This is a genomic window from Microbacterium azadirachtae (assembly GCF_000956505.1).
Lineage (GTDB): Bacteria > Actinomycetota > Actinomycetes > Actinomycetales > Microbacteriaceae > Microbacterium > Microbacterium azadirachtae_A.
In genome coordinates, this window is sequence record NZ_JYIX01000034.1 from 12970 (window position 1) to 38903 (window position 25934).

Genomic DNA, 25934 nt, shown 5'->3' on the forward strand with positions numbered 1-25934 from the left:
GTCGACGCCCCCTCACAGCACCCGGGCCCCCTCGCAGGAACGTTATTGCGAGGGGGCCCGGATGCTCAGAGGGGGCGTCGACGGTTCACGCCGGCGCGGCGGCGGGCCGGCGCACGCACAGCGCGAGTCCGATCACGATGAGCGACAGGATCGCTCCCGCGAGGAACGCGAGGTGCGAGCCCGCGGCGGCGGCCGCCGGCGACGGCAGGTCGGGATCCGCGGATCCGGTCGCAGTGACTCCGGTCGCGTAGAGGGCCACGAAGATCGCGGTACCGGCCGCGCCGGCCACCTGCTGCAGCGTCGCGATCGTCGCGCTGCCATGCGAGTACAGCTGAGGTGCGAGCGAACCGAGCGAAGCACTGAATGCCGGTGTGAACAGGAAGGCGAGCGACAGCATGAGCACGATGTGAGCGCCCAGCAGCACGACCCAGGAGGAGTGCTCGCCCAGCCCGAACGCGAGGGTCCACAGCGAGGCCGCGAGGCCGACCGATCCCGGGATGACCAGCGGTCGCGGACCGAAGCGGTCGTACAGCCGCCCGACGGTGGGACCCGCGAGGCCCATCAGCAGCCCTCCGGGAAGGAGGATCGCGCCCACCCACAGCGGCTCGAGGCCCAGCGTGTAGCGCGCGAACTGCGGCAGCACGATAAAGGCGCCGAACAGCGACACCATGCCGGCGGTCATCATGGCGACCGCGACGGCGAAGTCTCGCGAGAGGAACGTCCGCAGATCGAGCAGCGCCGAGTCGCTGCGCTGCAGGACCAGCTGACGCCAGACGAACAGTCCGAGCGTGGCCACCCCGAGGACGATCGGGATCCAGGGCTGCACCGCGGCCTGTCCGACGGCGGTCGCGCCGATCTGGCTGAGGCCGAACACCAGCGCGGAGAACGCGAGGGCGGCGAGCACCACCGAGAGCGCATCGAGCGGGACGGCCCGGGTCTCAGAGACGTTCGGGATCCGGCGGATCCCGATGGCGAGCATCGTGAGCGCGATCGGCAGCATCACCCAGAAGAGTCCCTGCCAGGGCAGCACCTGGATCAGCGCCCCCGAGACGATGGGGCCGACGGCGGGGGCCACGGACATGACGATCGAGACGCGACCCATGACCCGGCCGCGCTCTTCGGCGGGCACGACCGTCATCACTGTCGTCATCATGAGCGGCATCATCACTGCGGTGCCCATGGCCTGCACCACGCGACCCACCACGAGCATCTCGAAGACCGGGGACAACGCGGCGATGACCGTGCCCGCGACGAAGCTCGACATCGCGACCGTGAAGACGGTGCGGGTGCGCAACCTCTGCATCAGCCAGCCGGTGGTGGGGATCACGACCGCCATCGTGAGCGCGAAGGCCGTGGTCAGCCACTGCCCTCGCGTCGCGTCGATGTGGAGCGACTCCTGGATCCGCGGCAGCGCGACGGCCATCATCGTCTCGTTCAGGAACACGACGAAGACCGCAGCGAGGAGCAGCCTCAGGGCGGTGCTGTTGCGCGCCGCTGCTCCGGCTTCCTTGTCCGGCGAGGCATCGATCTCGGCCGGGGCGATGGTGGCGGTCATGTCCTTCTCCTCTTCGCTGATGAGCCCGAATCCGGGTTACTGCAAAAAATAAAGCACACTGCAAATAATGAAGTCAAGTGCTATCCTGATTTTCATGACGAACCAGCACTACGGCCAGTTCTGCGGCCTCGCACGCGCGGCGGAGATCGTCGGGCAACGCTGGACCCTGCTGATCCTGCGAGACCTCAGCGTGGGGTCGCGGCGCTACTCCGAGCTCGTCGCCGGCCTCCCCGGCATCCCCACGAACACGCTGGCGACGCGGCTGAAGGAGCTCGAGGACGAGGGGATCGTCGCGCGCACGGCTCCGACCGGCACCGAGCGCTCCGTCGTCTACCGGCTCACGTCCCGCGGCGAGGAGCTCGGACCGGCGCTCGATGCCCTCTCCCGGTGGGGCGCGGGCGGAATGCGGGAGCCCCGCGACGGGGAGATCGTCACGACGTCCTCGATCACGGCCGCGCTCCGCGTGGCGGCGGGCGACGGCGTCGCACCGGCCGACTGGGACACCGTCTACAACGTGCGGGTCGGCGAGGTCGAGGTGCACGTGGTGATGCGGGACGGCGCCATCACCGCCGACCCCGGGTTCGCGGAGGACGCCGACCTCGAGATCACGGCGGGACCGGGGATCCGCGATGTGCTCGCCGGAACCCTGAGCGCCCAGGACGCCGTCGAGACCGGAGCGGTCGCCCTCGACGGCGACCCCGCCCTCTTCGAGCGCTTCGCCGACACCCTGCGCGTCCCCTACAGCGTCCACCTCGCCGAGACGGCATGAGTACGTCGACGCCCCCTCGCAGCACCCAGGCCCCCTCGCAGGAGCGTCACCACGAGGGGGCGCCGACGCTGCGAGGGGGCGTCGACGAATCCGGCCTGCCCTGGGGCTGACGCCGCACACGCCGCGCCCGCCCCGCGATCAGTCCACGAGGTCGCGCATCTCCTGCTCGATCGCGCGGAGCACGGTCGCATCCTCGGGTGACCGCTCCCCCGGCGCGTAGCGCAGGGAGAGGATCCGGCCGCCGCGGAAGCGGTAGGAGCGGTGCCGCTCGTAGATCTCCCAGTCCACCGGGCCGCCGTAGTCGTAGCCCACGCTGATGCCGGTGAACGGCGCCATGCCGACGAGCATGGGCACATCGTCCAGGCGGAGCTGCTCCACACCGTCCACGTCGACCGCGAGACTCCAGCGCAGCCCGAGATCGGCCCGCACCCGGAGGGCGACGCGATGGCGCCCCGACCCCGGCGCGCTCGCGCGCACCCGGCGCATCGCCCCGTAGGCGTTGTAGGAGAGCAGCAGCTGATCCCCGTCCAGGGCGAGCAGGTAACCCCCGCCCTGATCGCCGTGCGCGAGGAGCACGCCCTCCGCGCCGGCCTCGAGATCCAGCTCGGCGTGCACCTCGAAGGAGCGCAGCACGGTGAGCCGCGCGGAGCGGAAGCGCTCCAGCGGAGGCCGGAACGGGACGAGGTCCACCGGCTCCGACAGCGACGCCTCGGTGTCCGGCCGCACCGAGTGCAGGGTGCCGTCGTCGTCGAGCGGGAACACGGTGTTGCGCCAGGCCTCTTCACGCCACCGTTCGGCGAGGGCCTGCACCCGTTCGGGCTCGTGCCCCGCGCGATCGCGCGTCTCGGTCGGATCGCTCGGCAGGTGGTAGAGCTCCCACGTTCCGCCGGCGGCGCCCTGCGCTCGCGTCGGCGGGATCGGCGACACCGCCTTCCACTCCCCGTCGACGAACGCACGCCGACCGACGCACTCGAAGTACTGCTGCTCCCGCCCAGGGGCAGCCGGATCCGCGAGGATCCCGGCGATACTGTCGCCGTCGACCTCGAGCGCGGCCATCCCGTTCCACTGCTCCGGGCGGACGACGCCGGCGAGCTCGAGGAGCGTCGGGGCGAGATCCGACACGAAGACGAACTGGTCCCTGAGCCCCGGCGACGCCGCCCCGGCGGGCCAGGAGATCACGAGCGGCGCGTGCACCCCGCCCTCGTAGGTGCTCGACTTGAACGACCGGAACGGCGTGTTCGACACCCGCGCCCAGCCCGTCGGATACTGCCCGTACAGCCGCGGCCCGCCGATCTCGGACAGCTCGCGAGGCACGTCGCCGACCCATCCGTCCGGGACGGCGCCGTGCAGCCCGAACTGCGAGAAGTAGCTCCGCGTGCCTGTCGGTCCTCCCTCGGCCGTGCCGCCGTTGTCGCTCGCGATCACGATGATCGTGTTCTCCCGCTCGCCGAGTTCGTCGAGTCGCGCGAGCAGCCGCCCCACGCTCTGATCGATCTCATCGACCGCGGCGGCGTAGACCTCCATGTGGCGGGCGAAGAGCGCCCTCTCGTCGGCGCCGAGGTCGTCCCAGTGCGGGATCCGGTCGCCGTCCGCGAGGGCGTCGACCGGAAGCTCCGCGTGCGCGGGGACGATGCCGCGGGCGCGCTGACGGGCGAAGCGGTCCTCGCGCAGCGCGTTCCAGCCGCGTTCGTAGTGGCCTCGATAGCGCTCGATGTCCTCCTCCTTGGCCTGGATCGGGCCGTGCACCGAGGTGTGCGCGTAGTAGAGGAAGAAGGGCTTGCGCCGCTCGTTCACGCGGAGCTCGTCGATCATCCCGATCGCGCGATCCGTCAGCTCATCCGTCAGGAAGAACCCGTCAGGGAACTCGGCGACGTCGAGCACGGAGTTGTCCTGGACGAGGCGGTGCGGGTGATGCAGCGAGGTGAAGCCGTCCATCGAGCCGAAGTAGCGGTCGAACCCGCGCTGCAGCGGCCACGACGACCGGTCGGCGCCATCGTGCAGCCGCGATTCGAGGGTCAGGTGCCACTTGCCGACCATGAAGGTCGCGTAGCCCCCCGCCCGCAGCGACTCCGCGAGCGTGGGCGCGGCCGCCGGCAGCTCGCAGGCGAAGCCCGGATACCCCGGATCGATGTGCGCGACGAAACCGAACCCCGCCCTGTGCGGGTTGAGCCCCGTGAGCAGCGCGGCACGGGACGGGGAGCACATGGGCGCCGTGCGGTAGTTCGTGAACAGCCAGCCGTCGGCCGCGAGTCCATCGATGAACGGCGTCCTGATCTCGCTGCCGAACGGTCCGAGGTCGCTGAAGCCGAGGTCGTCCACGAGCATGACGACGATGTTCGGCGCTCCCTCCTGAGCGGTCGGCCGAGGGCGCCAGGCGGGATCCGACTCGGAGGTGAATTCGCCGATGCGTCCGGCGAAGCCCTCGTAGCCGCGTGCAGCGCTGTGCATTCAGCCCGCCTTCCGGATGAGCCCGAAGATGCGGGTACGAAGCTCGGCGAACGCCGCGGTGGCACGGGTCTCCAGCTGATCGCGAGGGTCGCCGAAGTCGATCTCGATGATCTCCGTCACGCGGGCGGGACGTTCTCCGAGGACGATGACGCGATCGGAGAGATACACGGCCTCGTCGATGTCGTGCGTCACGAGCAGGATCGTCATGCCGAACTGCTCCCGGATCCGCAGGCACAGATCCTCGAGCTCGAACCGGGTCTGCGCGTCGACGGAGGCGAACGGCTCGTCCATCACCAGCACCTCGGGCCGGTAGGCGATCGCCCTGGCGATCGCGACGCGCTGCTGCATGCCACCGGAGAGCTGCCACGGGTACTTCGCCTCCGCGCCGGCGAGACCCACCGCGGCGAGCGCCGACGCGATGCGCTCCTCCCGCTCCGCGGTGCTCAGTCGCAGGTGCCGGAGCGGCAGCCGGACGTTCTTCGCGACCGTGAGCCACGGCATGAGCGAGCGCGTGTACTCCTGGAACACGAGGGCCATCTCCTCGGGCGGGCCGTCGATCTCGACGCCGTCGATGCGCGCGGATCCCGAGGTGATCGGCTGCAGTCCGGTGAGGCACTTCAGCAGCGTGGTCTTGCCGATGCCGGACGGCCCGACGATGCAGGCGACCTCGCCCGCCTGCACGTCGAAGGTGAGGTCGGCGATGACCGGCACGTCGCCGCTCTTGGTGCGATAGGTCTTGGCGAGGCCCTGGACGCTGAGCCGGGGGCTGGTGGTGATGCTCATTCGCTCTTCTCCAGTTGTTGTGAGGCGATGTACCAGCGCAGGACGGCGCGGCGGAACAGGACGAACAGGGCGGTGGACAGGTAGCCGAGCACGCCGAGCACGATGATGCCCGCCCACATGTCGGCGATCGCGAACGACTGCTGCGCGAGGAGCGTCGCCGCTCCCAGGCCCGAGGAGGATCCGAGCATCTCGCTCGCGATCATCACCACGAACGCCGTGATGAGGCTCACCTGCATGCCGGAGAGGATCCTCGGGCTCGCGGCGGGCAGCGTCACCTGGAACAGGCGCTCCGAGCGGGTGAGCCGGTAGACCCGCCCCACCATCTGCAGCGTCGGCTCGCCCGCGCGCACGCCGTCGATCGTCGAGATGAGGATCGGGAAGAGCGCGGCGAGGGAGATCGAGAGGATGCGGGTACCGTTGCCGAAGCCGATGAGCGACACGAAGATCGGAACGAGCGCGACCGGCGGGATCGCCCGGAAGAAGTGGATCGTCGGCTCGACGAACCAGCTGAGCGGCGCGATCAGACCGAGCGCGCAGCCGAGCAGCACGCCGGCGACCGTTGCGATGAGGAAGGAAACGGCGAGGTTCAGCACCGAGATGCCGATGTCGCCGAGGAACGCGGGCGTGCCGATCAGCTCGGCGAGACGCGCGAGGATCGCGGACAGCGGCGGGAAGAACGTGTTGGTCGATCCCGCCGACACGATCCACCACAGCGCGATGAGGACGACGGGGACCGCGACCTCGACGAGGATCAGGAGCCAGCGCGGGGACGTGCTCACGCGGCGACCGCGCCGCAGCCGGGCGCTCGTCTGCACGGACGTGGTGAGGGTCATGCGTGTTCCGCCTTCCGGTACTGCGGGTGCCAGTGCAGCAGCCGCCGCTCGCCCCACTGGCTGAGCCCCTGGATGAGCAGCCCGAGCACGCCGAGGATCAGCACGTAGCCGAACAGCTCGGGCTGGTTGCCGGAGATCTGCGACATGAGCAGGCTCTGGCCCAGCCCCGGCCCTCCGCCGAGGAGGCCCGCGACGACGGCGATGACGAGCGAGGTGGGGGCCGCGACCCGCAGCGCGGTGCCGATGTAGGGCAGCGCGCTCGGGATCACGATCCGGGTGAGGATCTCCGCGCGGCTCATCCCGTAGGAGGCCCCCGTCGCGCGGGCCACGGGATCGGTGTCGAACACCCCCGCGGAGGACTGCACAGCGATCGCGATGAACGAGCCGAAGAAGACGAGGAAGGTCCCCATCCCCGAGGTGGGGCCGAGCACGAGCACCACGACCGGGAGGATCACGATGGGCGGGATCGGCTTGAGGAACTCCAGCGGCACCCTGGTCGCGTGCATCGCGAGCGGAGAGGATCCGATCGCGATGCCCAGCAGCACGCCGACGAGCGCGGCGACGATGAGGCCGGTGAGGGCCATGACCAGGGTGTCCGCCATCGCCTGCCAGAGCTGCGGCGTGCCCAGCAGACGGCCCGCCGCGCCCAGCGCCTCGAGGGCGGAGGGCAGCGGCGCACCGGCGAGCGGGCCGACCGTCGCGGCGAGCTGCCACACCACGAGTGCGGTCAGCGCACCGGCGGCGCCGAGCAGCGCGGGGAGGATGCGGGAGCGGGTCATGGCCGTCACTTCGTGAGGATGACGCCCGAGAGGTCGACCGGCTTCTTCAGGAACCCGAGATCCACCATCTTGTCGTCGGGACGCTGCAGGTCCTGGTCCGTGACGGTCGCCGGCCACACCGGCACCTTCACCTGATCGACCGCGAGCGTCGACTTCGTGTAGGCGAGACCGGCCTTGATGGCCTCCTCGGGGTGCGCGGTGGCGTACTCGTTGGACTTCGCGATCGCGCGCTGGAACGCGCTGACGACGTCCTTCTTCGAGGTCGCAGTCGCGTCCCCCGTCGTCCAGAGGCCCGTCGCACCGGTCTCGAAGAAGCCGATCGACGGCGCGGCGAGCTGGGGGTTGCCCGCGGAGAGCGCCTGGGCCGTGAAGGGGCTCACCAGCCCTGCCGCGTCGACGTTGCCGCTCTTCAGGGCGGCGACGGCAGAGGTGAAGTCGAGCACGACCCACTTCACGCCGGTCGCGGGGTCGATGCCGTTCTTCTTGAGCTGATCGGCGATGACGACCTCGAGCTGGGCCTTGCGCGCAGGGACCGCGATGGTCTTGCCGGCGAGCTCCTTCACGGACGTGATGCCGCTGGATACGCTCGCGAACAGACCGGTGTCGTCGAAGGACGCGGGGTCGGACGCACTGGTCGCGGCGTCGGGATAGCCGTCGGCGGGCGCGACGACCTTCATCTTCACACCCTGGCTGAGGGCGTTCAGCAGCGGGATGCTGGGCGAGTAGGCGATGTCGACCTGGCCGCTCTGCGCGGCGGCGAGACCGGCGGGCGGGTTCGCGACGATCGAGGTCTCGATGGTGAGTCCTTCATCGGCGAAGAACCCCTTCGCCATCCCGGTCAGCAGACTGCCGTCGGAGGTGAGCCCGATCGTGGCGACCTTGACCGTGGTCAGGTCGCCCTTCTTGCCCGGTTCGGCACTGCCGGACGAGGACGAGCAGCCGGCGAGGGCGGCGGCCGCGCCGACGGCGACGACCGCGGCGGCGACACGGAGTGCGCGCGTGATGTGCATGTGTGCTTCCTGTCAGAGCGAGGGATGGGATCTCGGAGCGGAGGCGTCGCTGCGGTGCGACTTCATCGTCTTTAATCACCACTTGGTCACTTAAATATCCAGCAAGGAGATAGTGTTGTCAAGATGTTTCGAATTCTTACGTGTCCAACCGGACACGAAAGATGAGACGGGGCGCGGCTCGCCCGCCCCTAGGATCATCAGCATCGGAGGAGGACTGACGTGCCCAAGATCGTTGACCACGACGAACGGCGGGACCACATCGCGGATGCGGCCACCAAGGTGATCGCCAGGGAGGGTTTCGAGCGCCTCACGATGCGCCAGATCGCGGCCGAGGCCGGCTACACCCACGGCGCGATCGCCCGCTACTTCCCCACCAAGGAGAGCCTGCTCACGGCGTCCTTCGTCCGGCTCCACGTGCAGGCCAACGGGCGGATCCTCACCGAGGTCGCGGGCAAGCGCGGCCTCGACGCCCTGGAGCAGATGTGCCGCGAGATCCTCCCTTTCGGAGATCTCGGCCCCAAGTACGCCCGCGTCGTGATCGCCTTCTGGGATCACGCCTCGCAGGACACCAGGGTCACCCAGATCCACCGCGAGAACAACCAGCGCTGGAGGGACCAGTTCCACCGCTTCCTCGTCGAGGCGCGGGAGGACGGCGAGCTCGCCGATCACATCGACATCGACACGGCGGTCGGCGAGGTCGCCTCGCGCAACGCGGGATGGCAGATGGTCTCGGTGCTGCTGCCGGAGGTCGCCGGAGACGATCGCATCGAGGCGGGGCTGCAGGCGCTGCTCGGAGAGCTACGCGGCCGGCCCGCGGGCGGATCCGGCCGCCGAGGGCGAGATGGTTGAGGCCAGAAGGCTCGATGAGGCCCCTCTCGGTCAGAGGCTGCCCCGGAGCGCGTCGACGATGTTCGTGGCGCGGTCGTCTGCACCGGCCTCCATCCAGTTGGTCACGAACCCGAAGCCCACCCGGGCATCGCGGTCGGCGAAGGCGACCTGACCGCCGGCACCGTCGTGACCGAAGCTCGATTCGCCGAGGTACCGTCGCGCTTCGGAATCGAGTTGGAAGCCGCGTGCCCATCGGGGCCAGGGCCCGTCGGTGGGGAACACGGGCTCGCCCGCGCTCATCGGGATCAGCGCCTGGTCGAGGACCGCGTCGTCGAGCAGGCGCACGCTGTCGGTCTCGGCGACGGTGGCCGACCAGAAGGCGCTCAGCGCGTCGGCCGTGGCGATGCCCCCGGCGCCCGGGAGCTGCGCCGCCTGCACACGCGGATCGTTGAACCCGCCGTGAGGGGTCACGAGCGCGGCGGGGAAGGCGCCGCCGAGCGTCATCGCCCGCGACGTCCACGGGGACGCCGCCGCCTCGAGCTGGCGCCCTGCTTCCTGCTGACTCTCCGAAGCCTGCAGGTGGGCGACCCGGGAGCGCTGAGCATCGGGGAGACCGACCCAGATGGCGTTCGCCCACGGCTCCGCGATGCGGGCGAGATACTCTCCGAGCGACTGTCGCGTCACCCGCCGCACAAGCTCACCGGCGAGCCAGCCGTGGGTGATCGCGTGGTAGGCGTAGCCGGTGCCCGGCGCCCACAGCGGCTCCTGCATCGCGAGCGCGGCCGTGGCGAACGACCAGTCGAGCGCCCGCTCCAGGGTGAGGGGGCTGCGGAAGGCGGAGAGCCCGGCCCGATGCGCGAGCAGGTCGGCGACCGTCACTCCGGCCTTGCCCTCCGCCGCGAACTCCGGCCAGTACTGCGCGACCGGCTGCTCGTAGTCGAGCAGACCCTCCTGCACCAGACGGGCGACCAGCACCGAGCTCACGCCTTTGGTGCACGAGAAGATCACGGATGCGGTGTCCTCGCGCCACGGTGCGGCGGTCCGCTCGTCCGCGACGCCTCCCCACAGGTGCACCACCCGGCGTCCGTCGACGCGGATCGTCAGACCGGCGCCCATCGTCGGCCGTCCGGCGAAGGCGTCCGCGAAGGCGTCGGCGACCTTCTCGTAGCCGGACTCGGCGGTTCCCTGGATGTCGGTCTGCGTCATGGCGTCTCCTCGGCGTCGTCGAGTGTCCGGGAACCGGCCAGCCGAGGGATCGGGCCGCGCTGGCTGATGGCTAGTGGATCGGTGATGCGGCCCGCGAAGGCGTCACCCGATCCCGCGTTCTCGAAGGCGAGCAGCCAGGAGGTGCCCGCGCGGTCCGTGACCACGCGCCCCGCGTAGTGGCGTTCGTCTGCGAGCAGCTCGGCGCGCTCGAGGTCGTACGGTCCCGTGGGCGAGGCTGCGGGAGCGATCCAGATCCCGCCCCGCTCGCCGTAGCGGTCGCCGGCGAGATGGGCTGCGTCGCAGGAGAACAGCAACCAATCGCGCCCGTTCAGCCGTACTGGCTGCAGCACCTCCAGGTGGGCGAATCCCGCACCGGGATCGGTGAGCGGCGGGCCGATGCGCCACTCGGAGAGGTCCGCCGACCGTGCATGCCCGACGACACCGCGGTCACGGGCCGATGCGCCCGTGCGCGATCGCGCCGTCACGAGCATGTGCCATCCGTCGCCGTGGGGGTCGCGGAAGACCCACGGGTCGCGCCATGCCTCCTCGTGCCACGTCCCGTCCGGAAGGCGCTCGTACCAGCGCGCGTCCGCCGAGAGCCGTACCTCGGGGAGCTTGTGCCATGTGAACAGGTCGTCCGATCGGGCGACGCCCACCGTCTCGATGTTCGCGATCTCGTTCGATGAGAGGAATCGGGAGCCCGTGTAGAACATCCGCCAGGATCCGTCGTCGGCCCGGATCACGCTCCCCGTCCAGGTCGCCGAGGCGTCCATCTCCCCTGGGTCCCCGGGGATCAGCACGACGCCGTGGTCCGTCCATTCGACGAGGTCGCGCGAGGTGGCATGGCCGATGCGCGCGTTGCGATGCCGGAGATCCGGGTCGCCGAGCGACATCGGGGCGTGCAGATAGAACAGGTGGAAGAGCTCGCCGCCGTCGGCGACCCAGAAGTCCCAGACCCAGTGATCGCGTGTGCTGAACACCATCCCGTCAGCCCTTGACCGCGCCCTGGATCAGCGCCTTGATGAACTGGCGCTGGAAGATCACGAAGATCAGGATCGTGGGAAGGATGATGATCAGCGCCCCCGCGTTGAGCAGGGGGATGCTCAGGCTGTACTGGCCCTGGAAGAACGTGAGCGCTCCCGCGACGGTGCGCTGCAGCGGGTCGGACACGAGCACGACGGGCAGCAGGAATTGGTTCCAGGTCCAAAGGAAGAGCAGGATGGCCAGCGCCGACAGCGCCGGCCGCGCGAGCGGCAGTTGGATGTGCCGCAGCTCCTGCCACATGCCGGCGCCGTCCATGCGGGCGGCCTCGGCGAGTTCTTCGGGCACGCCGACGAAGTGCGCCCGCATCCAGAACACGCTGAACGGCATGAACAGTCCGATAAGCGGGAGAATGATCGCCCACTGGGTGTTGAGCACGTTGAGCGACTGCATCTCGTAGTACAGCGGGATGATGATCGCCTCGAACGGGATCGTGAGCCCGAGGACGAAGAGCACGAGGAGGGCCCGCGAGCCGCGCATCCTGATCCCGCCGAGCGCGTAACCCGCGAGAGATGCCACGATCAGGCTGACCGGCACGACGCCCAGCACGACGAGCGCGCTCGAACCGAGGAGCTCCCACACGTGCCCGGTGTTGAACGCCTCGACGAAGTTCCCCCACTGGGGATTCGACGGCCAGGCGAGTCCGGTCGGATTCACATCGGCCGGCTGCAGAGCGGCCGAAACCATGTTCAGCAGCGGGATGACGGTGAGCACGAGGACCAGGATGAGGAGCACTCGCCCGGTCCACTTCTCGATCGGGTTGACGATCATTTGTCACGGACTTTCGAGAGACGCTGGATCGGGAGGACCACCGCGAGCACGAGGATCATCAGGACGATCCCGAAGGCGGAGGCGAGGCCTACCTCGCTCTGGGTGAAGCCGATCCGGTAGATGGAGATGCCCGGCACGAGAGTGGCCCGTCCGGGGCCGCCGAGGGTGGTGGTATAGATGATGTCGAAGCTGCTCAGCGCTGCGATGATCGTGATCGTCACGAGCACGGCCAGCTCCTGGCGCAGCCCGGGGACGGTGATGGTGAAGAACTCGCGCCACCATCCCGCGCCGTCGAGGCGCACAGCCTCGTACAGCGACGCGTCGATCTTCCCGATGCCCGTGAGAAGCAGCACCGTGCAGAGCCCCGTGAGCGTCCAGGAGCCGATCAGACCCACCGCGGGCAGGGCCGTCTGATAATCGCCGAGCCAAGGGCGCGCGAGTCTGCCCAGCCCGATCCATCCGAGGATCTGGTTGACCGCGCCGGTCTGGGCGTACATCCACGACCATGCGATGCCGGCGGCTGCCAACGGGATGATCTGGGGCAGGAACAGGATCGTCTGGGACACGCTCGAGAAGAATCCGGCGCGCACCGAACGGATCAACGTGGCGAGGACGAGTCCCGCCGTCACCGGGATGACGGTGAAGAACGCGATCAGGACGAAGGCGTTCCGGATCGCCCCGAGCAGATCGGGATCCGTGAACACCGTCACGTAGTTCGCGAGGCCGACCCAGGTGGAGGGGCCGATGCCGTTCCAGTCGTAGAACGAGTACTGGACGCCCTGGAGCAGCGGCCAGAGCACGAACGCCGCATAGAAGAGCAGCGCCGGGGCGACGAGCAGCCAGCCGATCCGGCCGGCCCGGCCGCCCGTCCGCAGACGGGCGGACGGGCGGACGGTCTGCTCCGCGGCGGCCCCCGGGACGAGGTCGCGAGCCACCCGTCGTGCCGACAGGGCGGGGTAGGTCGTGTCGTCGCCTGAGCGAGACCGCAGGGAGCTCATCGCTACTTCTTCACTTCCTGCGCATAGAACGCCTGCACCTTGTCGACGTACTCCTGACCTGTGATCTGGGAGGTCACGAGCAGCTGCGACTCCGGGATGATCACACCCGCGTAGATCCCGGCCGTGGTGTTCGCCATGAAGTCGACCTGACCGTCCTCCTTGGCGACCTGCGCCGCCGCTGCGAGCACCTGCTCAGTGATGGAACCCTTCTCCACCTTCGGCTGCGCCTGCGACGGTTCGCCGCCCGGAGCGGCCCCGGTGACGTCGACGACGATCTGGCGCGCCTTGTCATTGGTGTGCACCCAGTTGAGGAAGTACGCGACCTCGTTGAGGTGCGTGGACTTGGCTGCGGCGGAGAACGAGTTCGCGGAGCCCATCGCGACGTGCTTGCTGCCCTTCTCCGCCGGCGGCACCAAGAAGAACGTCACGTCCTTGCCCAGCTTCTTCGCGTAGTTCGTCGCCTCCCAGTTGCCGTTGAACGTGAACACTCCCCCGCTGGCCTGGAAGCTGCTGACGAAGGAGAAGTAGTCGAGGGCGTTGATGTCCGAGGGGAAGTAGCCGGCGTCAGCCCAGGTACGGATCAGCTCGGCGCCCTTGACGTTGCCTGGCGTGTTGAAGCTCGCGCCCGGCGTGTTGAACATCCAGTCGAGGAACTGCTGCTTGTCCGCGTACTGGTTCATCGCCGCCTGGACGGCGAAGTTCACGACGCCGTCCTTGTCGCCCTCGACCAACGGAGCGACGCCGGCTGCCTTGGCTTTCGCGAAGTCGTCACCGAGCTCTGCGAGCGTCTGCGGCGGCGCACCGATGCCGGCCTGCTCTGCCAGCTTCGTGTTCATGAAGATGCCGGTCACGCTGTAGCCGAGGCCGAGCTGGTAGAGCGATCCGCTGCCGCGGACCCCGTCGGCCGTCATCCGCAACGGAGCCAGCTGCGCCGGTGACCACTTGTCCCAGCCATAGGCGGTGAAGTACGGGTCGAGGTTCGCGACGAGGCCGTCCTTCACCGTGTCGCCCAGGGTGGGGAGCCGGATCAGGTCCGGCGGCGTCGAGCTCGCGAGCAGCTTCGGCGCGTTCGCGGTGAGGTTCTGGAACGTGTCGCGGGTGATCTTGAACGTGATGTTCGGGTGCTGCTTGGTGAATTCCTTGGTCAGGTCGTCCGTCAGCGGGAACCCGGTCTCATCGGCGATCGTGAGCTGGACCTTGTCCTTCGTCAGCTCAGTGCTGACCTTCGTCGCAGCGGTCGCGCCGCCGGTCGACGAACCGGGCGCGCACGCCGTGAGGGCGATTGCGGCGAGCGAGGCGATCAGGGCGACGGCCGTTGCGCCGCGCACCCGCCTTCCCCGTGCAGATGCGGACATGCAGAGACTCCTTTGTCATGGGAGGACACTCCCGATTCCTGTGCTGAAAGCTTTCAGCGGGCCAATACTGAACCAATTCGCGTACGTTTGTCAACTGCAGGACGCGAAGCGGGCCGAGCGCGGCCACCGCACACAAAAAGGAGGGTCTTCTCGATGCTGAGCAGGCGCGTAACTCTGACCGATGTCGCCAAGAAGGCCGGCCTCTCCGTCTCCGCCGCGTCGATGATCCTGAACGGCAAGCCCGACACCCGTCTCTCCCAGGATGCGCACGACCGTGTGCACGCCGCAGCCGCCGAGCTCGGCTACCGCCCCAACGTCGCCGCCCGCGGACTCAAGACCAACAAGACCCAGACGATCGCCTTCATCTCGGATGTCGTCGCGACCACCCGATTCGCGTCAGGACTCATCAAGGGTGCCCTGGCGGCCGCAGAGGCGGCCGGGCACGTCATGATGGTGCTCGAGACCGGGGGCGAGCCCAAACGCGAAACGGAGGCGATCGGCGCCGCACTCGACAGGCAGGTCGACGGCGTCATCTTCGCGGCCATGCGCGCACGGGAGCTCTTCCTCCCCGACGCGCGCATCGAGACGCCGGCCGTGATGCTGAACGCCACCAACGCACGTTTCCCCCATTGCGTGCTCCCCGATGAGTATCGCGGAGGACAGGCTGCGATTCAGGTGCTCATGGACGCCGGATTCCGGGAGGGCATCGCCCTGCTCGGTCAGAGCGAGGCGAAGGAGAAGGAGCTCTTCCGTTCGGCCACCGTTGCACAGCGCGTCGCCGGGATCCGTGACGCGATGGCGGACCAGGACCTCGCGTTCGACACCGAGGTCTCCGTGTGGCTGTGGGAACCGGCCGAGGGCTACCAGGCCACGAAACGCCTGCTGCGGCAGAAGAACCCGCCCAGGGCCATCGTCGCGATGAACGACCGGCTCGCGTTCGGCGCCTACCAGGCGGCCGGCGAGCTCGGAGTGCGCATCCCTGAGGATCTGTCCATCATCTCCTTCGACAACGACGAGATCGCCTCCTACCTTCGCCCTGGCCTGACCACGGTCGCCCTCCCGCACGAGACGATGGGCGCCCGTGCGGTCGAACTGCTCCTTCACCCCGAACCCCCGACCGAGTCGCTGATCCCGATGCCGGTCGTCATGCGCGACTCCGTGGGCCGAGCCGACGGACCCTAGACCCGCGCCCCTTGGCGGCGGGGCCTGTCACGCTTGCGCGCTTTCACGACGCGAACTGCGGGTTGAGATCGGCCAGTGCAGTGATCGCTCGTTCGGGGCTTTCGGCGATCCGATTGAGTACATAGAGCCACCATTCGGGGCCGTACACGATGTACTCCCGGGTGATGAGGTTCTCTCCGCGCAGCCGGTCCAGGAGCACGGTGCCGAGGCCCTGGAGCATTTCGAACTCCACATGTTCGGCGCACAGGTCGTCGCCGTGCTCATCGCGAAGCCGGCCGACGAGTTCGGCATCGTGGGCCGTGATAGTCACCCGACGGCCACCGCGAATGAGACGGGTCACCATGGCACGATACGCGTCGTGCATCGGCACGGAATCGCGGGGGTGTACGACCGCCGCGGACTCGCGGAAAGCGCCTTTGACGACGCGAGCCGGTCCTGGCCCCGCAGGAGGTCGCCGAGCGTGGACTCGACGCTCTCAACCTCGTGGCCTGCGAACAAGCGGCTGGAGGGATGCGATCCAGATCTCATCTGCATGGATCATCTGATACTGCCAACGACTGCACAGCCTCGCCGGGCACCCCTGTAAGCGGCGCCGTACCGGAGTCGATCAACCGATCGAGAACCGCTCATAGGTGTGAGGCCGATAGCACGTGGCCTCCTGACAGGACCGACGCGACTCCCGTTGCGAGAGCGGGTCGCTGCGCCAGAACTCGCTCATAGGTCTCGTCGTCCATCGGGCATGAGTACGAGCGTACGACACGACGATCCTCACTCGGCCCTGCGCACCCATGAGCCGAAGCCCCTGGGGTTCTCCCGCCTGAGAGGCCGGCCCGCGCGGCTTCCTAGCCCGCGTCCTCGAGCACGAACAGCGCACCGCGCTCGCCGATCACCGCAGCGGGGGCGTTCGTGTTGCCCGTGGTGATCGTCGGCATGACCGAGGCGTCGATCACGCGGAGTCCTGCGATGCCGTTCACGCGCAGACGCGGATCCACGACGGCGTCCGGATCCGATCCCATCCGGCAGGTGCCGACCTGGTGGTGGTAGGTGACCGCGGTGCGGCGCACCCAGTCCTCGACCTCGGCATCCGGCACGTCGGGGCCAGGGTAGGCCTCGGTCGCGCCCCACTCCGCGGCGAGCGCCGGCCTGGCGCCGATCCGGCGCGCCTGGCGCACGGATGCCGCGAGCGCGGCGACGTCGCGGTCGTCCTCGAGGGCGGCGAGATCGATGAGGAGCGGATCCTCGACCGCGGGACCGGACAGCCGCAGCGCACCGCGACTGTGCGGCGTGACGAGCCCCGCCATGAGCGAGAAGCCGTCGCCGGGTCCGTGCACACCGGGACGAGGCTCGAGCTCGCCCCACATCGGCACCGAGAAGTGGATGGGCTGGGTATCGGGCTCTGCGAGGTCGTCGCGCGAGCGCCAGAACAGGTGCGTCTGCGTGACGGAGACGCCGGGCTCCGGCGCGCCGACCGGTCGCGCCGTCGTGAAGATCACCGGCGACAGCAGGTGATCGTGCAGGTTCGCGCCGACCGCGGGGGCGTCGCGGACCACGTCGATCCCGAGGGCCTCGAGATCCTCGCGGGGGCCGATGCCGCTGCGCAGCAGGATCGCGGGGCTGCCGAGAGCGCCGGCGGCGAGGATCACCTCGTCGGCACGGAGCTCGGACGCTTCGACAGGCTCAGCGACCGAGGTCAGGCGCACGCCCACGGCCACACCGTCCTCGACGATCACGGAGTGCACCTCGGCGTCCGTGACGATCCGCAGATTGGAGGCGTCCTCGACCGGGCGCACATACGCCATCCACGTGTTGACGCGCCGACCGCCCCGCATCGTGACCTGCTCCTGCGAGACGCCGTCGAGGGTGCCGCCGTTGTAGTCGGGGTTGTGAGCCAGCCCCTCCTCCCCCGCGGCGTCGATGATCGACTGCTGGATCGGCACGAGCGGGTAGTCGTCGGTCACGGGGAGCAGATCGTTCTCGATCGCCTCGTAGACGGGCAGCACCTCGGACCAGCCCCAGCCGGTCGCGCCCGCGCTCTCCCAGCCGTCGAAGTCGGCCGCCGCGCAGCGCACCCAGATCATCGCGTTCAGGGCGTGGGATCCGCCGGTCACCTTGCCGCGGGGCAGGTGCAGCCGGCGTCCGGCCGCATGCTCCTGCGGCACCGTGTAGTAGTCCCAGTCCTCGGCGGCGTGCCAGAGCTCGCCGGCGCGGGAGGGTTCGTGGATCGCGGGGTTGGTGTCGTATCCGCCGGCCTCGATGAGCGTCACGTCGTACCCGGCGTCCACGAGACGCCGGGTGACGATGCTCCCCGAGGTGCCGGCTCCGACGACGATCGCGGAGCGGGCCATGGCTCAGGCCTTCCGACCGGGGCCGGAGACGACCTGCGGCACGGCGACGGACTTGAGACCCGCGACGCCGAATTCGAGGCCGTAGCCCGAGCTCTTCACGCCGCCGAACGGCACCATCGGGTGCAGACCACCGTGCGAGTTGATCCACACCGTGCCGGACTGCATGCGAGTCGCGGCCTCGCGCGCCGCCTCGGGGTCGCTCGACCACACCGAGGCGCCGAGGCCCACGTCGACCGCGTTGGCGAGGGCGAACGCCTCGTCCACGTCGGAGTAGCGGATGATCGGCAGCGCCGGCCCGAACTGCTCCTCCTGCACGAGTGCGGCGTCGTTGTCGATGTCGGCCACGATCGTCGGCCGGTAGAAAAGCTCGCCGAGCTCGGGGGCCGCCTCGCCGCCCGTCACGATGCGGGCGCCGCGCGCCCTGGCGTCCTCGACCAGACGCGAGACGATGTCGAACTGCTGCTTGTTCTGCAGCGGGCCCAGCACGTTGTTCTCGTCCAGGCCGTTGCCGATCGGCACGGATGCCGCGATACCCGCGAGCGCGTCGACGACCTGGTCGTAGAGCGAGTCGTGCACGTAGAGGCGCTTCATCGCGGCACAGGTCTGTCCGGTGTTGATGAACGCACCCCAGAACAGGTCCTCGGCGATCGCGGCAGGATCCGTGCCGGGCAGCACGATGCCGGCGTCGTTGCCGCCGAGCTCGAGCGTGAGCCGCGCGAGGTTGCCGGCCGAGCTCTCGATGATCTTGCGGCCGGTGGCCGTGGATCCGGTGAACATGATCTTGTCGACGTCGGGGTGCGACGCGATCCGCGCACCGACCTCGCGGTCGCCGGAGATCCCGATCAGCACATCGGCCGGCAGCACCTCGTTCATGACCGACAGCATCGCGAGCACGCTCAGCGGCGTGTACTCGCTGGGCTTGGCGACCACGGTGTTCCCCATCCGCAGGGACGGCCCGATCTGCCAGATGGTGATCATGAGCGGCCAGTTCCACGGGCCGATGGCGCCGACGACGCCGGCGGGCTTGTAGACGAGCTCCGCGTGCAGGTTCTCGTCATCCAGGAGCACCTCGGGCTCCAGCACCGTGGTCGCGTTCGTGCGCAGCCAGGCCGAGCACGCGCCCAGCTCGAACCGCGCGTTCGGGCCGTTCAGCGGCTTGCCCTGCTCTCGGGAGAGCAGGTGCGCGAGCGCCTCCGCGTTCGCGTCGAGGGCGTCGGCCGCCGCGAGCAGCAGCTCGCTCCGCTTCGCGTGGCCGAGCGCCTCCCAGGCGGGCTGCGCGGCCTTGGCGCGGGCGATCGCCTCGTCCAGGTCGGCGACGGTCTGCACCGGAGCGCGGCCGATGATCTCGCGCGTGGCGGCATCGGGGATGTCGCGGCCGGAGCCCTCGGGCGCCTGGATGCGGTCGAGCAGCGCGAACGCGGCGGACGTGTCGGTCATCGGTCTCTCCTTCGAGTGTGCGGACGACGGTCGATGCTCCCCATTGTCGTCCGGCGCGAAGACCGCCGGTTGTCGCCGAGTGCGCCGGACATGTCGTTCCGCGAAGGGATCCTGCGCGCTCTTCCGGCGCGGCGGCTCAGTGCCCCGCGACAGCCTCCGCGCGCTCGGGCCACGCGGCGTCCCACGGCCCGTGGTCGGCGCCTGCCGTGCGCAGGAACACGATGATCCAGCTGAAGATCAGCACGGCGGCGATGAGCTCGACCGCGGTGAGGTTGTAGTAGCCGGTCGCGAAGAACACGCCGAGCAGCGCGATCACGAGCACGTAGACCCAGCCCAGCACCACGAACACGCGCGAGATCCGGCGCAGGAACCAGGGCAGTCCGATCACCACAGCGGCGAAGCACACCGCCATGCCCGTCGCGACCGTGTTGTGCAGCAGGAAGAAGCGGTCCACCGGGAAGACCCCGACGCACGCCAGGAGCAGCCCGATCAGGATGAGCGCGACCCGCACGATCGTGCGCCCCCGCTCGTCCCGCGGCTCCGGCACGGGCAGCGCCGCGGTCGCGTACCGGGCGATCGTGGTGACCATCACGCCCGCGACGATGAGGGTGCCGTTGAACGCGGGCGACGAGGCGTTGCTCGACATGCCGAGCGCCGAGAGGTTGTCGCGCCACCAGTGCGGATCGCTCGCCTCGAGCATCGCCGTGAGCGCCCCGATCACGAGGAAGATCGACAGGATCAGCGAGATCGACGTGGGGCTCAGCGCGATCGCGCTCAGGTAGCAGACGTACCCGGTGAGGGCGAGCGCGACGCCGACGAGCACGGCGCCGGGGAAGGCGAAGACCGGGGCGTCGCGAAAGCCCGCCTCGAGCAGGGCGCCGAGCCCGGACAGGGCGAGCAGCGCGACGGCGCCGTGAGCGAGGGCGATCGCGGTCAGCTCGTACCAGCGCAGGCGCTGACCAGGGATCGCGAAGCCGTCGTTCGCGGCATGGGGATCCTGCTCGTCCGGCGCCTCGGCCGCCTCGGCGCGCAGACCGATGCGGCCCGCCGTGAAGCTCAGCACGGCGACGGCGGCGCCCCCGATCGCGGCGACCGCGCCGACCGACCACGCCCCGGTGATCGACGGGGTGCGATGCCAGAAGACCAGGAGCGAGACGAGGAAGCCCAGTACGAACGCCACGGCGCCGCTGAGCAACGCGTCGGTCTCGCGCATCTGGTGCCGCGTCGCCGAGGCGCGCGCATCCTGCAGACGCCGGATCAGTCGGTCCCACTCGGCTCTCATCGCGCCGCCCTTCTCGTCTCGTCCCGCGTCCGTCCAGCCTATGGCCGCGCGGAGCCCTCACCCGGGGAACGCGGAGCAGCGCCGCCACTACCCTGAGAACATGACCCAGACCTTCCACGCCCGCGCCGCCCTGCTCGACATGGACGGCACGCTCGTCGACTCGACCGCCGTCGTGGAGCGGCTGTGGCTGGCGTGGGCGGAACCCCACGGACTCGATCCGGAGTTCGTCCTGAGCGTCGTGCACGGCCGCCAGGGCCATCAGAGCATGGCGATCATGCTGCCGGACCGCCCGCACGAGGAGAACCTCGCCGAGAACCGCGTCATGCTCGAGCGCGAGAGCGGCGATGTGGACGGCGTCGTCGAGGTGCCGGGAGCCGCCGCGTTCCTGCAGGCACTCGCCCCGTTCCCGCACGCGATCGTCACCTCGGCGGACGACCGGCTGATGCGCGTCCGCATGGGCGCCGCCGAGCTCGGCGTGCCGACCGGCCCTGTCACCGCGGAGCACGTGAGCGCCTCCAAGCCGGATCCGGAGGGCTTCCTGCTCGGCGCTTCCCGGCTCGGTGCGGATCCGGCCGACTGCATCGTCTTCGAGGACTCCGGCGCGGGGATCCAGGCCGCCCGCGCCGCGGGGATGCGCGTGGTCGGGGTGGGCACGGGATCCGCCGCCTATTCCCCTGACGCCGTCGTCTCCGATCTCACGCACGTGACGATCACCCCCGCCCCCGAAGGCTTCGTCCTCACGATCGACTGACGTTCGCGAGAGCCGGGTCTCCGGCCATCAGCCGAGGACGGCGGCCACGGCTGAGCGCGCCTCGGCGGCGGTCGCCGCACCGAGTGCGGCGGCCGCGGCGCGACGGCAGTCTTCGGCCGTCACCGTGCGCAGGCGCGCGGACACCCGGTCCAGGGATCGCGCCGTCATCGACAGGCTCGTGACGCCCAGCCCGACCAGCACGGGTGCGAGGGCCGGATCGCCCCCCGCCTCGCCGCACACGCCCACGGGTTTGCCCGCGGCGCGCCCCGCCTCCCCGACGGCGGCGATCAGACGAAGCACCGCGGGCTGCCACGGGTCATTGAGCGCGCCCAGCGGCGCCGACAGGCGGTCCGCGGCCATCGTGTACTGCGTGAGGTCGTTGGTGCCGAGGCTCACGAAGTCGACCACGGCGAAGAGCTCCGCCGCCATCAGCGCGGCGGCCGGCGTCTCGATCATGATGCCCGTCCGCGCGATCCCCGCCTCCCGGCAGGCGGCGGCGAAGTCGCGGGCCTCCTCGACCGTCGCGACCATCGGCGCCATCACCTCGAGCTGCGCGCTCTCGGCCGCGCCCGCCGCGGCGATCGCCGCGAGCTGATGCGCGAGCAGCGCCGGATGCGCCACGGAGACGCGCAGGCCGCGCACCCCGAGCGCCGGATTCTCCTCGTCCGCCGCGGTCGCGAAGGGAAGCGGCTTGTCGCTTCCGGCATCGAGCGTGCGCACGACTACTTTGCGTCCCGCGAAGGGCGCGAGCACCCCGCGATAGGCGGCGACCTGTTCGGCGACCGTCGGTTCTTCGGCGCGATCCAGGAAGCAGAACTCCGTGCGGAACAGGCCGATGCCCTGTGCGCGGGCCTCGGCCGCCGCGACCGCATCGGCCGCGCCGCCGACGTTGGCGAGCAGAGGGATCGCCGTGCCGTCCGCGAGCAGCCCTGTGCCGTCGAACGCAGCGACCTGCTCCACGGCGGCCACGGCCTCCCCGGCAGGCGGGTCGAGACGCACGGTCCCGGCCTCGCCGTCGACGAGCACGGTCGTCCCTGGCTCGATGCCGACCGCGCCTGTCGCCCCGACGACCGCGGGGATGCCCAGCGCGCGGGCCAGGATCGCCGTATGCGAGGTCGGTCCGCCCTCCTCGGTCACGAGCCCCACGCACCTGCTGCGGCCCAGCGTCGCGGTCTCGGCGGGGGCGAGATCCCGCGCGACGAGCACGAACGGATCCTCACGATCGGGGACCCCGGGAATCTCCTGCCCGGTCAGCCTCGCCACGATGCGATCGCGCACGCTCCGCACGTCGACGGCGCGCTCGGCCAGGCGCCCGCCCAGGCCGCGCAGCACCTGCTCCTGATCCGCGGCCTCGTCCCACACCGCGCGGGCGGCGGACGCGCCATCGGCGCGCACGCGTGCGGCGGCGCCCGCGGCGAAGTCCGGATCCGCGGCCAGCAGCGCGGTCGCCTCGAGGATCTGCGCGGCTTCGCCATCCGATGCGGCGGCCGTCGCGCGCAGGGCCGCCACGACCTCGGCCGTGGCGGGCGCGATCCGCTCCGCCTCTGCATCGCGATCGGCGGCCGGCACCCGGTCTGCGGACGGCTCGGGGATCGCCGCGCCGAGCTGCGCGGCGGGCGCGATCGCGCGCCCCGGGCTCACCCCGAGACCGCGGAGCGTCGATCCCGGGGACGGGGGTGCAGGGGCGGTTCCACTCGACACCCCCGTCCGCGCGTCCTCGCTCAACGACCCCGACGGGGCGGTTCCCGGCGACGGCCCGGGCGCTTGCGGAGTGCCGTCCATCTCGCCGAAGCCGTCCTCGAAAAGCGCGGCCACGCGCTCCACCGCGGCGGGATCCCCCGCCAGCTGCACCTCGTCTCCGGGTCGGGCCCCGAAGGCGAGCAGGCGCATCATGCTCGACGCCGGGACCGGATCCCCGTCCGGCAGTCGCCGCAGCCGCAGCTCCGCTCCCGCCGCGGCCTGCGCGATCATCGCGGCCGGACGCGCATGCACGCCCGCGGGGTTGCGCACGAGCACGGTGCGCGACGCCTCCCCCGGCCGCGAGACCGCAGACGCCGGCGCGCTCTCCTCGAGCTCAGGGCCCCCCGACCCGGCCGGAGCCTGCGGCTCGTCTCCCAGCTGCGCCGACTTCGCGATCAGGGCACCGTTCGCCTCCGCCGCGACGTCGTCCAGCGACGCGCCCTGCGCCGCGGTCACGGACGCCGCGAGCAGCCCCTCCACGAAGGGCGCGGAGGCGAGCCTCACCGGAACCGCGCTGGAGCGCAGCTCGAGCGCGAACTCGGCGCTCATCACCGCGGATCCGAGATCCATCAGCACGAGCACCCCGTCGCAGGCCTCGGCGAGCTCATCGATCGCCGCGGCCACGCGCGTCGCGTCCGTGCCGAGGATCGGGGCGCCGTCCGCGTCCGTCCCGGCACCGGCGGCGAGTGCGATCGGCACGGTCCCGCCCGGCACCATCTGCGCGGCGAGCTCCTGTGCGGCCTCGGCGAGGCGCAGGCTGTGCGAGACGGCGACGATGCCGACGGCGCTCATCGTCGCCTCAGCCCGCGACGGCCGCGGCGAGCGTCTCGAACAGGAGCGTGGCCGACGCGGATCCCGGATCCATGTGTCCTGCACTGCGCTCGCCGAGATAGCTGGCCCTGCCTTTGCGCGCGACGAGGTCGATCGTGGCGTCACGGCCCGCTGCGGCTGCGGCGGCAGCAGCGGCGGTCGCCTCGGCCGGGGATTTCCCGTCGGCGAGCGCCGCGCCCAGCGCGTCGAGCGCCGGGGCGATCGCGTCGAACAGCGTTTTGTCGCCCGCCTCGGCCTTGCCGCGCGCGACGATGCCCTCCAGCCCCGCACGCAGACCGGCGGCGAGCGCAGACGGCTCGACGTCGGTCACGACGCCGAGCGTCGCACCGATCCGCAGGAAGAACGTGCCGTACAGCGGACCGCTCGCCCCTCCCACGGTCGAGACGAGCGTCATGCCCACGGTCTTGAACAGCTCGTCCGCCGTCTGCGGCGCGGTCTGCTCGACCTTCTCGACGGCCGCGGTCATGCCTCGCGCCATGTTCGCGCCGTGGTCGGCGTCGCCGATCGCGGAGTCGAGCTCGGTGAGCCAGTCGCGCTGGGTCACGACGGCGTCGCGGAAGCGGTGCAGCCAGTCGACGAGGACGGCGAGCGGGATGGTGTTCGAGGTCGGCATCCGGCGGTACTCCTTGCTGATGATGGTGTCGGGGAGGGGCTCTCGGCGTTCAGGTCTCGATTTCTGCTCCTCCGCTGCCCGGTTCGGCGCATATTTCGCGACCTGAACGGGGTGATCGCGACCTGAAGGGGGCGATCCGCCGGTGCCGGGAAGGGCAGCCGGTGTCGGGAGGGGCTGAGGGTCAGGCGCCCCAGCGCAGGCCGGGCGTCACGACGGGCGCGTCCCAGAGCCGGATCAGCTCGTCGTCGGCCTTGAGCACGGTGACGGAGCAGCCGGCCATGTCCAGCGACGTGATGTAGTCGCCGACGAGGTTGCGGGCGATCGTGACACCCGCCTTCTCGAGCAGCGCCGCGACCTCGCCGTACATGAGATACAGCTCGATGAGCGGAGACGCCCCCATCCCGTTGACCATCACGATCGCCGGCGATCCGGTGAAGTCCATGTCGGCGAGGATCGGCTCGACGAGCTGCGCCGCGATGTCCCTGGCCGGCGCCAGCGGAACACGGTGCCGGCCGGGCTCCCCGTGGATGCCGATGCCGATCTCCATCTGGTCCTCTGGCAGGTCGAATGTGGGCTTGCCCGCGGCCGGCACGGTGCAGCTGGTCAGCGCCATGCCCATGGACCGGCCCTGGCCGTTCACGCGCTCGGCGAGGTCGGCGACGGCGGCGAGGTCCTGTCCCTCCTCGGCGGCGGCGCCCACGATCTTCTCGAGCAGCACCGTGAGGCCGACGCCCCGGCGGCCCGCGGTGTAGAGCGAATCCTGCACGGCGACGTCGTCGTCCACCACGACCGAGCGCACCTCGATGCCGTCCATGGCGGCGAGCTCGGCGCCCATCTCGAAGTTCATGACATCGCCGGTGTAGTTCTTCACGATGTGGAGCACGCCCGCGCCGCGGTCGATCGCCTTCGTCGCGGCCTGCATCTGGTCCGGCGTGGGCGAGGTGAAGACCTCTCCTGCGCACGCGGCGTCGAGCATGCCCGTCCCGACGAACCCGCCGTGCAGGGGCTCGTGACCGGATCCGCCGCCGCTCAGCAGTGCGACCTTGCCCTCGGCCTTGCGCTCCCGGCGCAGGATCACGCGGTTCGCCATGTCGACGTCGAGCTCCGGATGCGCGAGCGCGAGCCCGCGCAGCGACTCTGCGAGCACGTCCTCCGGAGCGTTGATGAGCTTCTTCATCCTGCGACCTCCTTGTTGCAGTTCCACCAGCACGTTGTCGTCCGAGCAGCACTCCGCAGCCGTGGGATCCCGACGGATCCGCCTTCCGGGGGCGTGCCACGACACAGAGGACGGGGCCTCTTGCGCCGGGGGCGACAGCACTCCAGAATCGGAATACTTTTCGTTAATGTCGAATATGCGATGAGGCCGTCGGATTGTCA

The 25934-nt window shown here is 70.3% G+C and carries 22 protein-coding genes; 4 read left to right on the forward strand and 18 right to left on the reverse strand.

Going from position 1 to position 25934, the window contains the following annotated elements:
• Positions 1 to 85 precede the first annotated feature (85 nt).
• Entirely contained in the window at positions 86 to 1555 is a 1470-nt protein-coding gene (locus tag RS86_RS09010) for a DHA2 family efflux MFS transporter permease subunit (protein WP_045271918.1), read from the reverse strand.
• A gap of 94 nt (positions 1556 to 1649) precedes the next feature.
• Here RS86_RS09010 and RS86_RS09015 point away from each other — a divergent pair, with 94 nt between their 5' ends.
• Complete coding sequence (locus RS86_RS09015) at positions 1650 to 2324, forward strand: winged helix-turn-helix transcriptional regulator (RefSeq protein WP_045271919.1); 675 nt, start codon at positions 1650 to 1652, stop codon at positions 2322 to 2324.
• A gap of 138 nt (positions 2325 to 2462) precedes the next feature.
• Here the strand turns inward: RS86_RS09015 and RS86_RS09020 are convergent, their stop codons facing one another.
• Genes RS86_RS09020 through RS86_RS09040 form a run of 5 tightly spaced genes read right to left on the reverse strand, consistent with a single transcriptional unit; the run spans position 2463 to position 8177 of the window.
• Positions 2463 to 4772 (reverse strand): arylsulfatase, encoded by a 2310-nt coding sequence (locus RS86_RS09020; protein ID WP_045271920.1) that lies wholly within the window; start codon positions 4770 to 4772, stop codon positions 2463 to 2465.
• Positions 4773 to 5555, reverse strand: coding sequence for an ABC transporter ATP-binding protein (locus tag RS86_RS09025; protein WP_052680180.1), 783 nt, complete (start codon positions 5553 to 5555; stop codon positions 4773 to 4775).
• Positions 5552 to 6388, reverse strand: a complete 837-nt coding sequence (locus RS86_RS09030) for an ABC transporter permease (protein ID WP_082076702.1) — start codon at positions 6386 to 6388, stop codon at positions 5552 to 5554. Before RS86_RS09030 ends, RS86_RS09025 begins: the two co-directional genes overlap by 4 nt.
• Entirely contained in the window at positions 6385 to 7167 is a 783-nt protein-coding gene (locus RS86_RS09035; protein WP_045271921.1) for an ABC transporter permease, read from the reverse strand. Before RS86_RS09035 ends, RS86_RS09030 begins: the two co-directional genes overlap by 4 nt.
• A gap of 5 nt (positions 7168 to 7172) precedes the next feature.
• A complete protein-coding gene (locus RS86_RS09040) occupies positions 7173 to 8177 on the reverse strand; it encodes an ABC transporter substrate-binding protein (protein WP_235281723.1) in 1005 nt (334 codons plus the stop codon).
• 219 nt (positions 8178 to 8396) lie between these two features.
• On the opposite strand from RS86_RS09040, the gene RS86_RS09045 reads away from it, so the two are divergent.
• Entirely contained in the window at positions 8397 to 9026 is a 630-nt protein-coding gene (locus RS86_RS09045) for a TetR/AcrR family transcriptional regulator (protein WP_045271922.1), read from the forward strand.
• A 30-nt stretch (positions 9027 to 9056) separates the two neighbouring features.
• Here RS86_RS09045 and RS86_RS09050 read toward each other — a convergent pair whose 3' ends face one another.
• From RS86_RS09050 to RS86_RS09070, 5 genes are read right to left on the reverse strand one after another with little or no spacing between them, the layout of a single operon-like run.
• The gene (locus tag RS86_RS09050; RefSeq protein WP_045271923.1) at positions 9057 to 10211 is read right to left on the reverse strand and encodes a serine hydrolase domain-containing protein; all 1155 of its coding nucleotides are present in this window, start codon (positions 10209 to 10211) and stop codon (positions 9057 to 9059) included.
• Positions 10208 to 11194: a glycoside hydrolase family 68 protein gene (locus RS86_RS09055; protein WP_045271924.1), complete on the reverse strand. Its 987-nt coding sequence runs from the start codon at positions 11192 to 11194 to the stop codon at positions 10208 to 10210. Before RS86_RS09055 ends, RS86_RS09050 begins: the two co-directional genes overlap by 4 nt.
• A 4-nt stretch (positions 11195 to 11198) precedes the next feature.
• A complete protein-coding gene (locus RS86_RS09060) occupies positions 11199 to 12023 on the reverse strand; it encodes a carbohydrate ABC transporter permease (protein ID WP_045271925.1) in 825 nt (274 codons plus the stop codon).
• Entirely contained in the window at positions 12020 to 13021 is a 1002-nt protein-coding gene (locus RS86_RS09065) for a carbohydrate ABC transporter permease (protein ID WP_235281725.1), read from the reverse strand. The genes RS86_RS09060 and RS86_RS09065 overlap by 4 nt, the downstream gene beginning before the upstream one ends.
• Positions 13022 to 13023: 2 nt before the next feature.
• Positions 13024 to 14376 carry an ABC transporter substrate-binding protein gene (locus RS86_RS09070; RefSeq protein WP_235281726.1) on the reverse strand — a complete coding sequence of 451 codons (1353 nt, stop codon included), beginning with the start codon at positions 14374 to 14376 and terminating at the stop codon, positions 13024 to 13026.
• Positions 14377 to 14529: 153 nt separating this feature from the next.
• Between RS86_RS09070 and RS86_RS09075 the strand changes: the two genes are divergently transcribed.
• Positions 14530 to 15558 carry a LacI family DNA-binding transcriptional regulator gene (locus RS86_RS09075; protein WP_045271927.1) on the forward strand — a complete coding sequence of 343 codons (1029 nt, stop codon included), beginning with the start codon at positions 14530 to 14532 and terminating at the stop codon, positions 15556 to 15558.
• A 43-nt stretch (positions 15559 to 15601) separates the two neighbouring features.
• On the opposite strand, the gene RS86_RS20385 is transcribed toward RS86_RS09075, so the two are convergent.
• From RS86_RS20385 to RS86_RS09095, 4 genes are all read right to left on the reverse strand, one after another.
• Positions 15602 to 15898: a hypothetical protein gene (locus RS86_RS20385; RefSeq protein ID WP_152642129.1), complete on the reverse strand. Its 297-nt coding sequence runs from the start codon at positions 15896 to 15898 to the stop codon at positions 15602 to 15604.
• A gap of 502 nt (positions 15899 to 16400) precedes the next feature.
• Positions 16401 to 17903, reverse strand: coding sequence for a GMC family oxidoreductase (locus tag RS86_RS09085; protein WP_045271928.1), 1503 nt, complete (start codon positions 17901 to 17903; stop codon positions 16401 to 16403).
• Positions 17904 to 17906: 3 nt separating this feature from the next.
• Positions 17907 to 19340, reverse strand: coding sequence for an aldehyde dehydrogenase family protein (locus RS86_RS09090; RefSeq protein WP_045271929.1), 1434 nt, complete (start codon positions 19338 to 19340; stop codon positions 17907 to 17909).
• 136 nt (positions 19341 to 19476) lie between these two features.
• Positions 19477 to 20622: a DUF998 domain-containing protein gene (locus tag RS86_RS09095; protein ID WP_045271930.1), complete on the reverse strand. Its 1146-nt coding sequence runs from the start codon at positions 20620 to 20622 to the stop codon at positions 19477 to 19479.
• A 100-nt stretch (positions 20623 to 20722) separates the two neighbouring features.
• On the opposite strand from RS86_RS09095, the gene RS86_RS09100 reads away from it, so the two are divergent.
• On the forward strand, positions 20723 to 21373 hold the full coding sequence (locus tag RS86_RS09100; RefSeq protein ID WP_045271931.1) for an HAD-IA family hydrolase: 651 nt from the start codon (positions 20723 to 20725) through the stop codon (positions 21371 to 21373).
• Positions 21374 to 21400: 27 nt separating this feature from the next.
• Here RS86_RS09100 and ptsP read toward each other — a convergent pair whose 3' ends face one another.
• The 3 genes from ptsP to dhaK all read right to left on the reverse strand — a co-directional run bounded on the left by ptsP (position 21401) and on the right by dhaK (position 25734).
• Complete coding sequence (gene ptsP, locus RS86_RS09105; RefSeq protein WP_082076703.1) at positions 21401 to 23905, reverse strand: phosphoenolpyruvate--protein phosphotransferase; 2505 nt, start codon at positions 23903 to 23905, stop codon at positions 21401 to 21403.
• Between the two features lie 7 nt (positions 23906 to 23912).
• Positions 23913 to 24557, reverse strand: coding sequence for a dihydroxyacetone kinase subunit DhaL (dhaL, locus tag RS86_RS09110; protein WP_052680182.1), 645 nt, complete (start codon positions 24555 to 24557; stop codon positions 23913 to 23915).
• Between the two features lie 181 nt (positions 24558 to 24738).
• Positions 24739 to 25734, reverse strand: coding sequence for a dihydroxyacetone kinase subunit DhaK (dhaK, locus tag RS86_RS09115; RefSeq protein WP_045271932.1), 996 nt, complete (start codon positions 25732 to 25734; stop codon positions 24739 to 24741).
• Between the last annotated feature and the right edge of the window lie 200 nt (positions 25735 to 25934).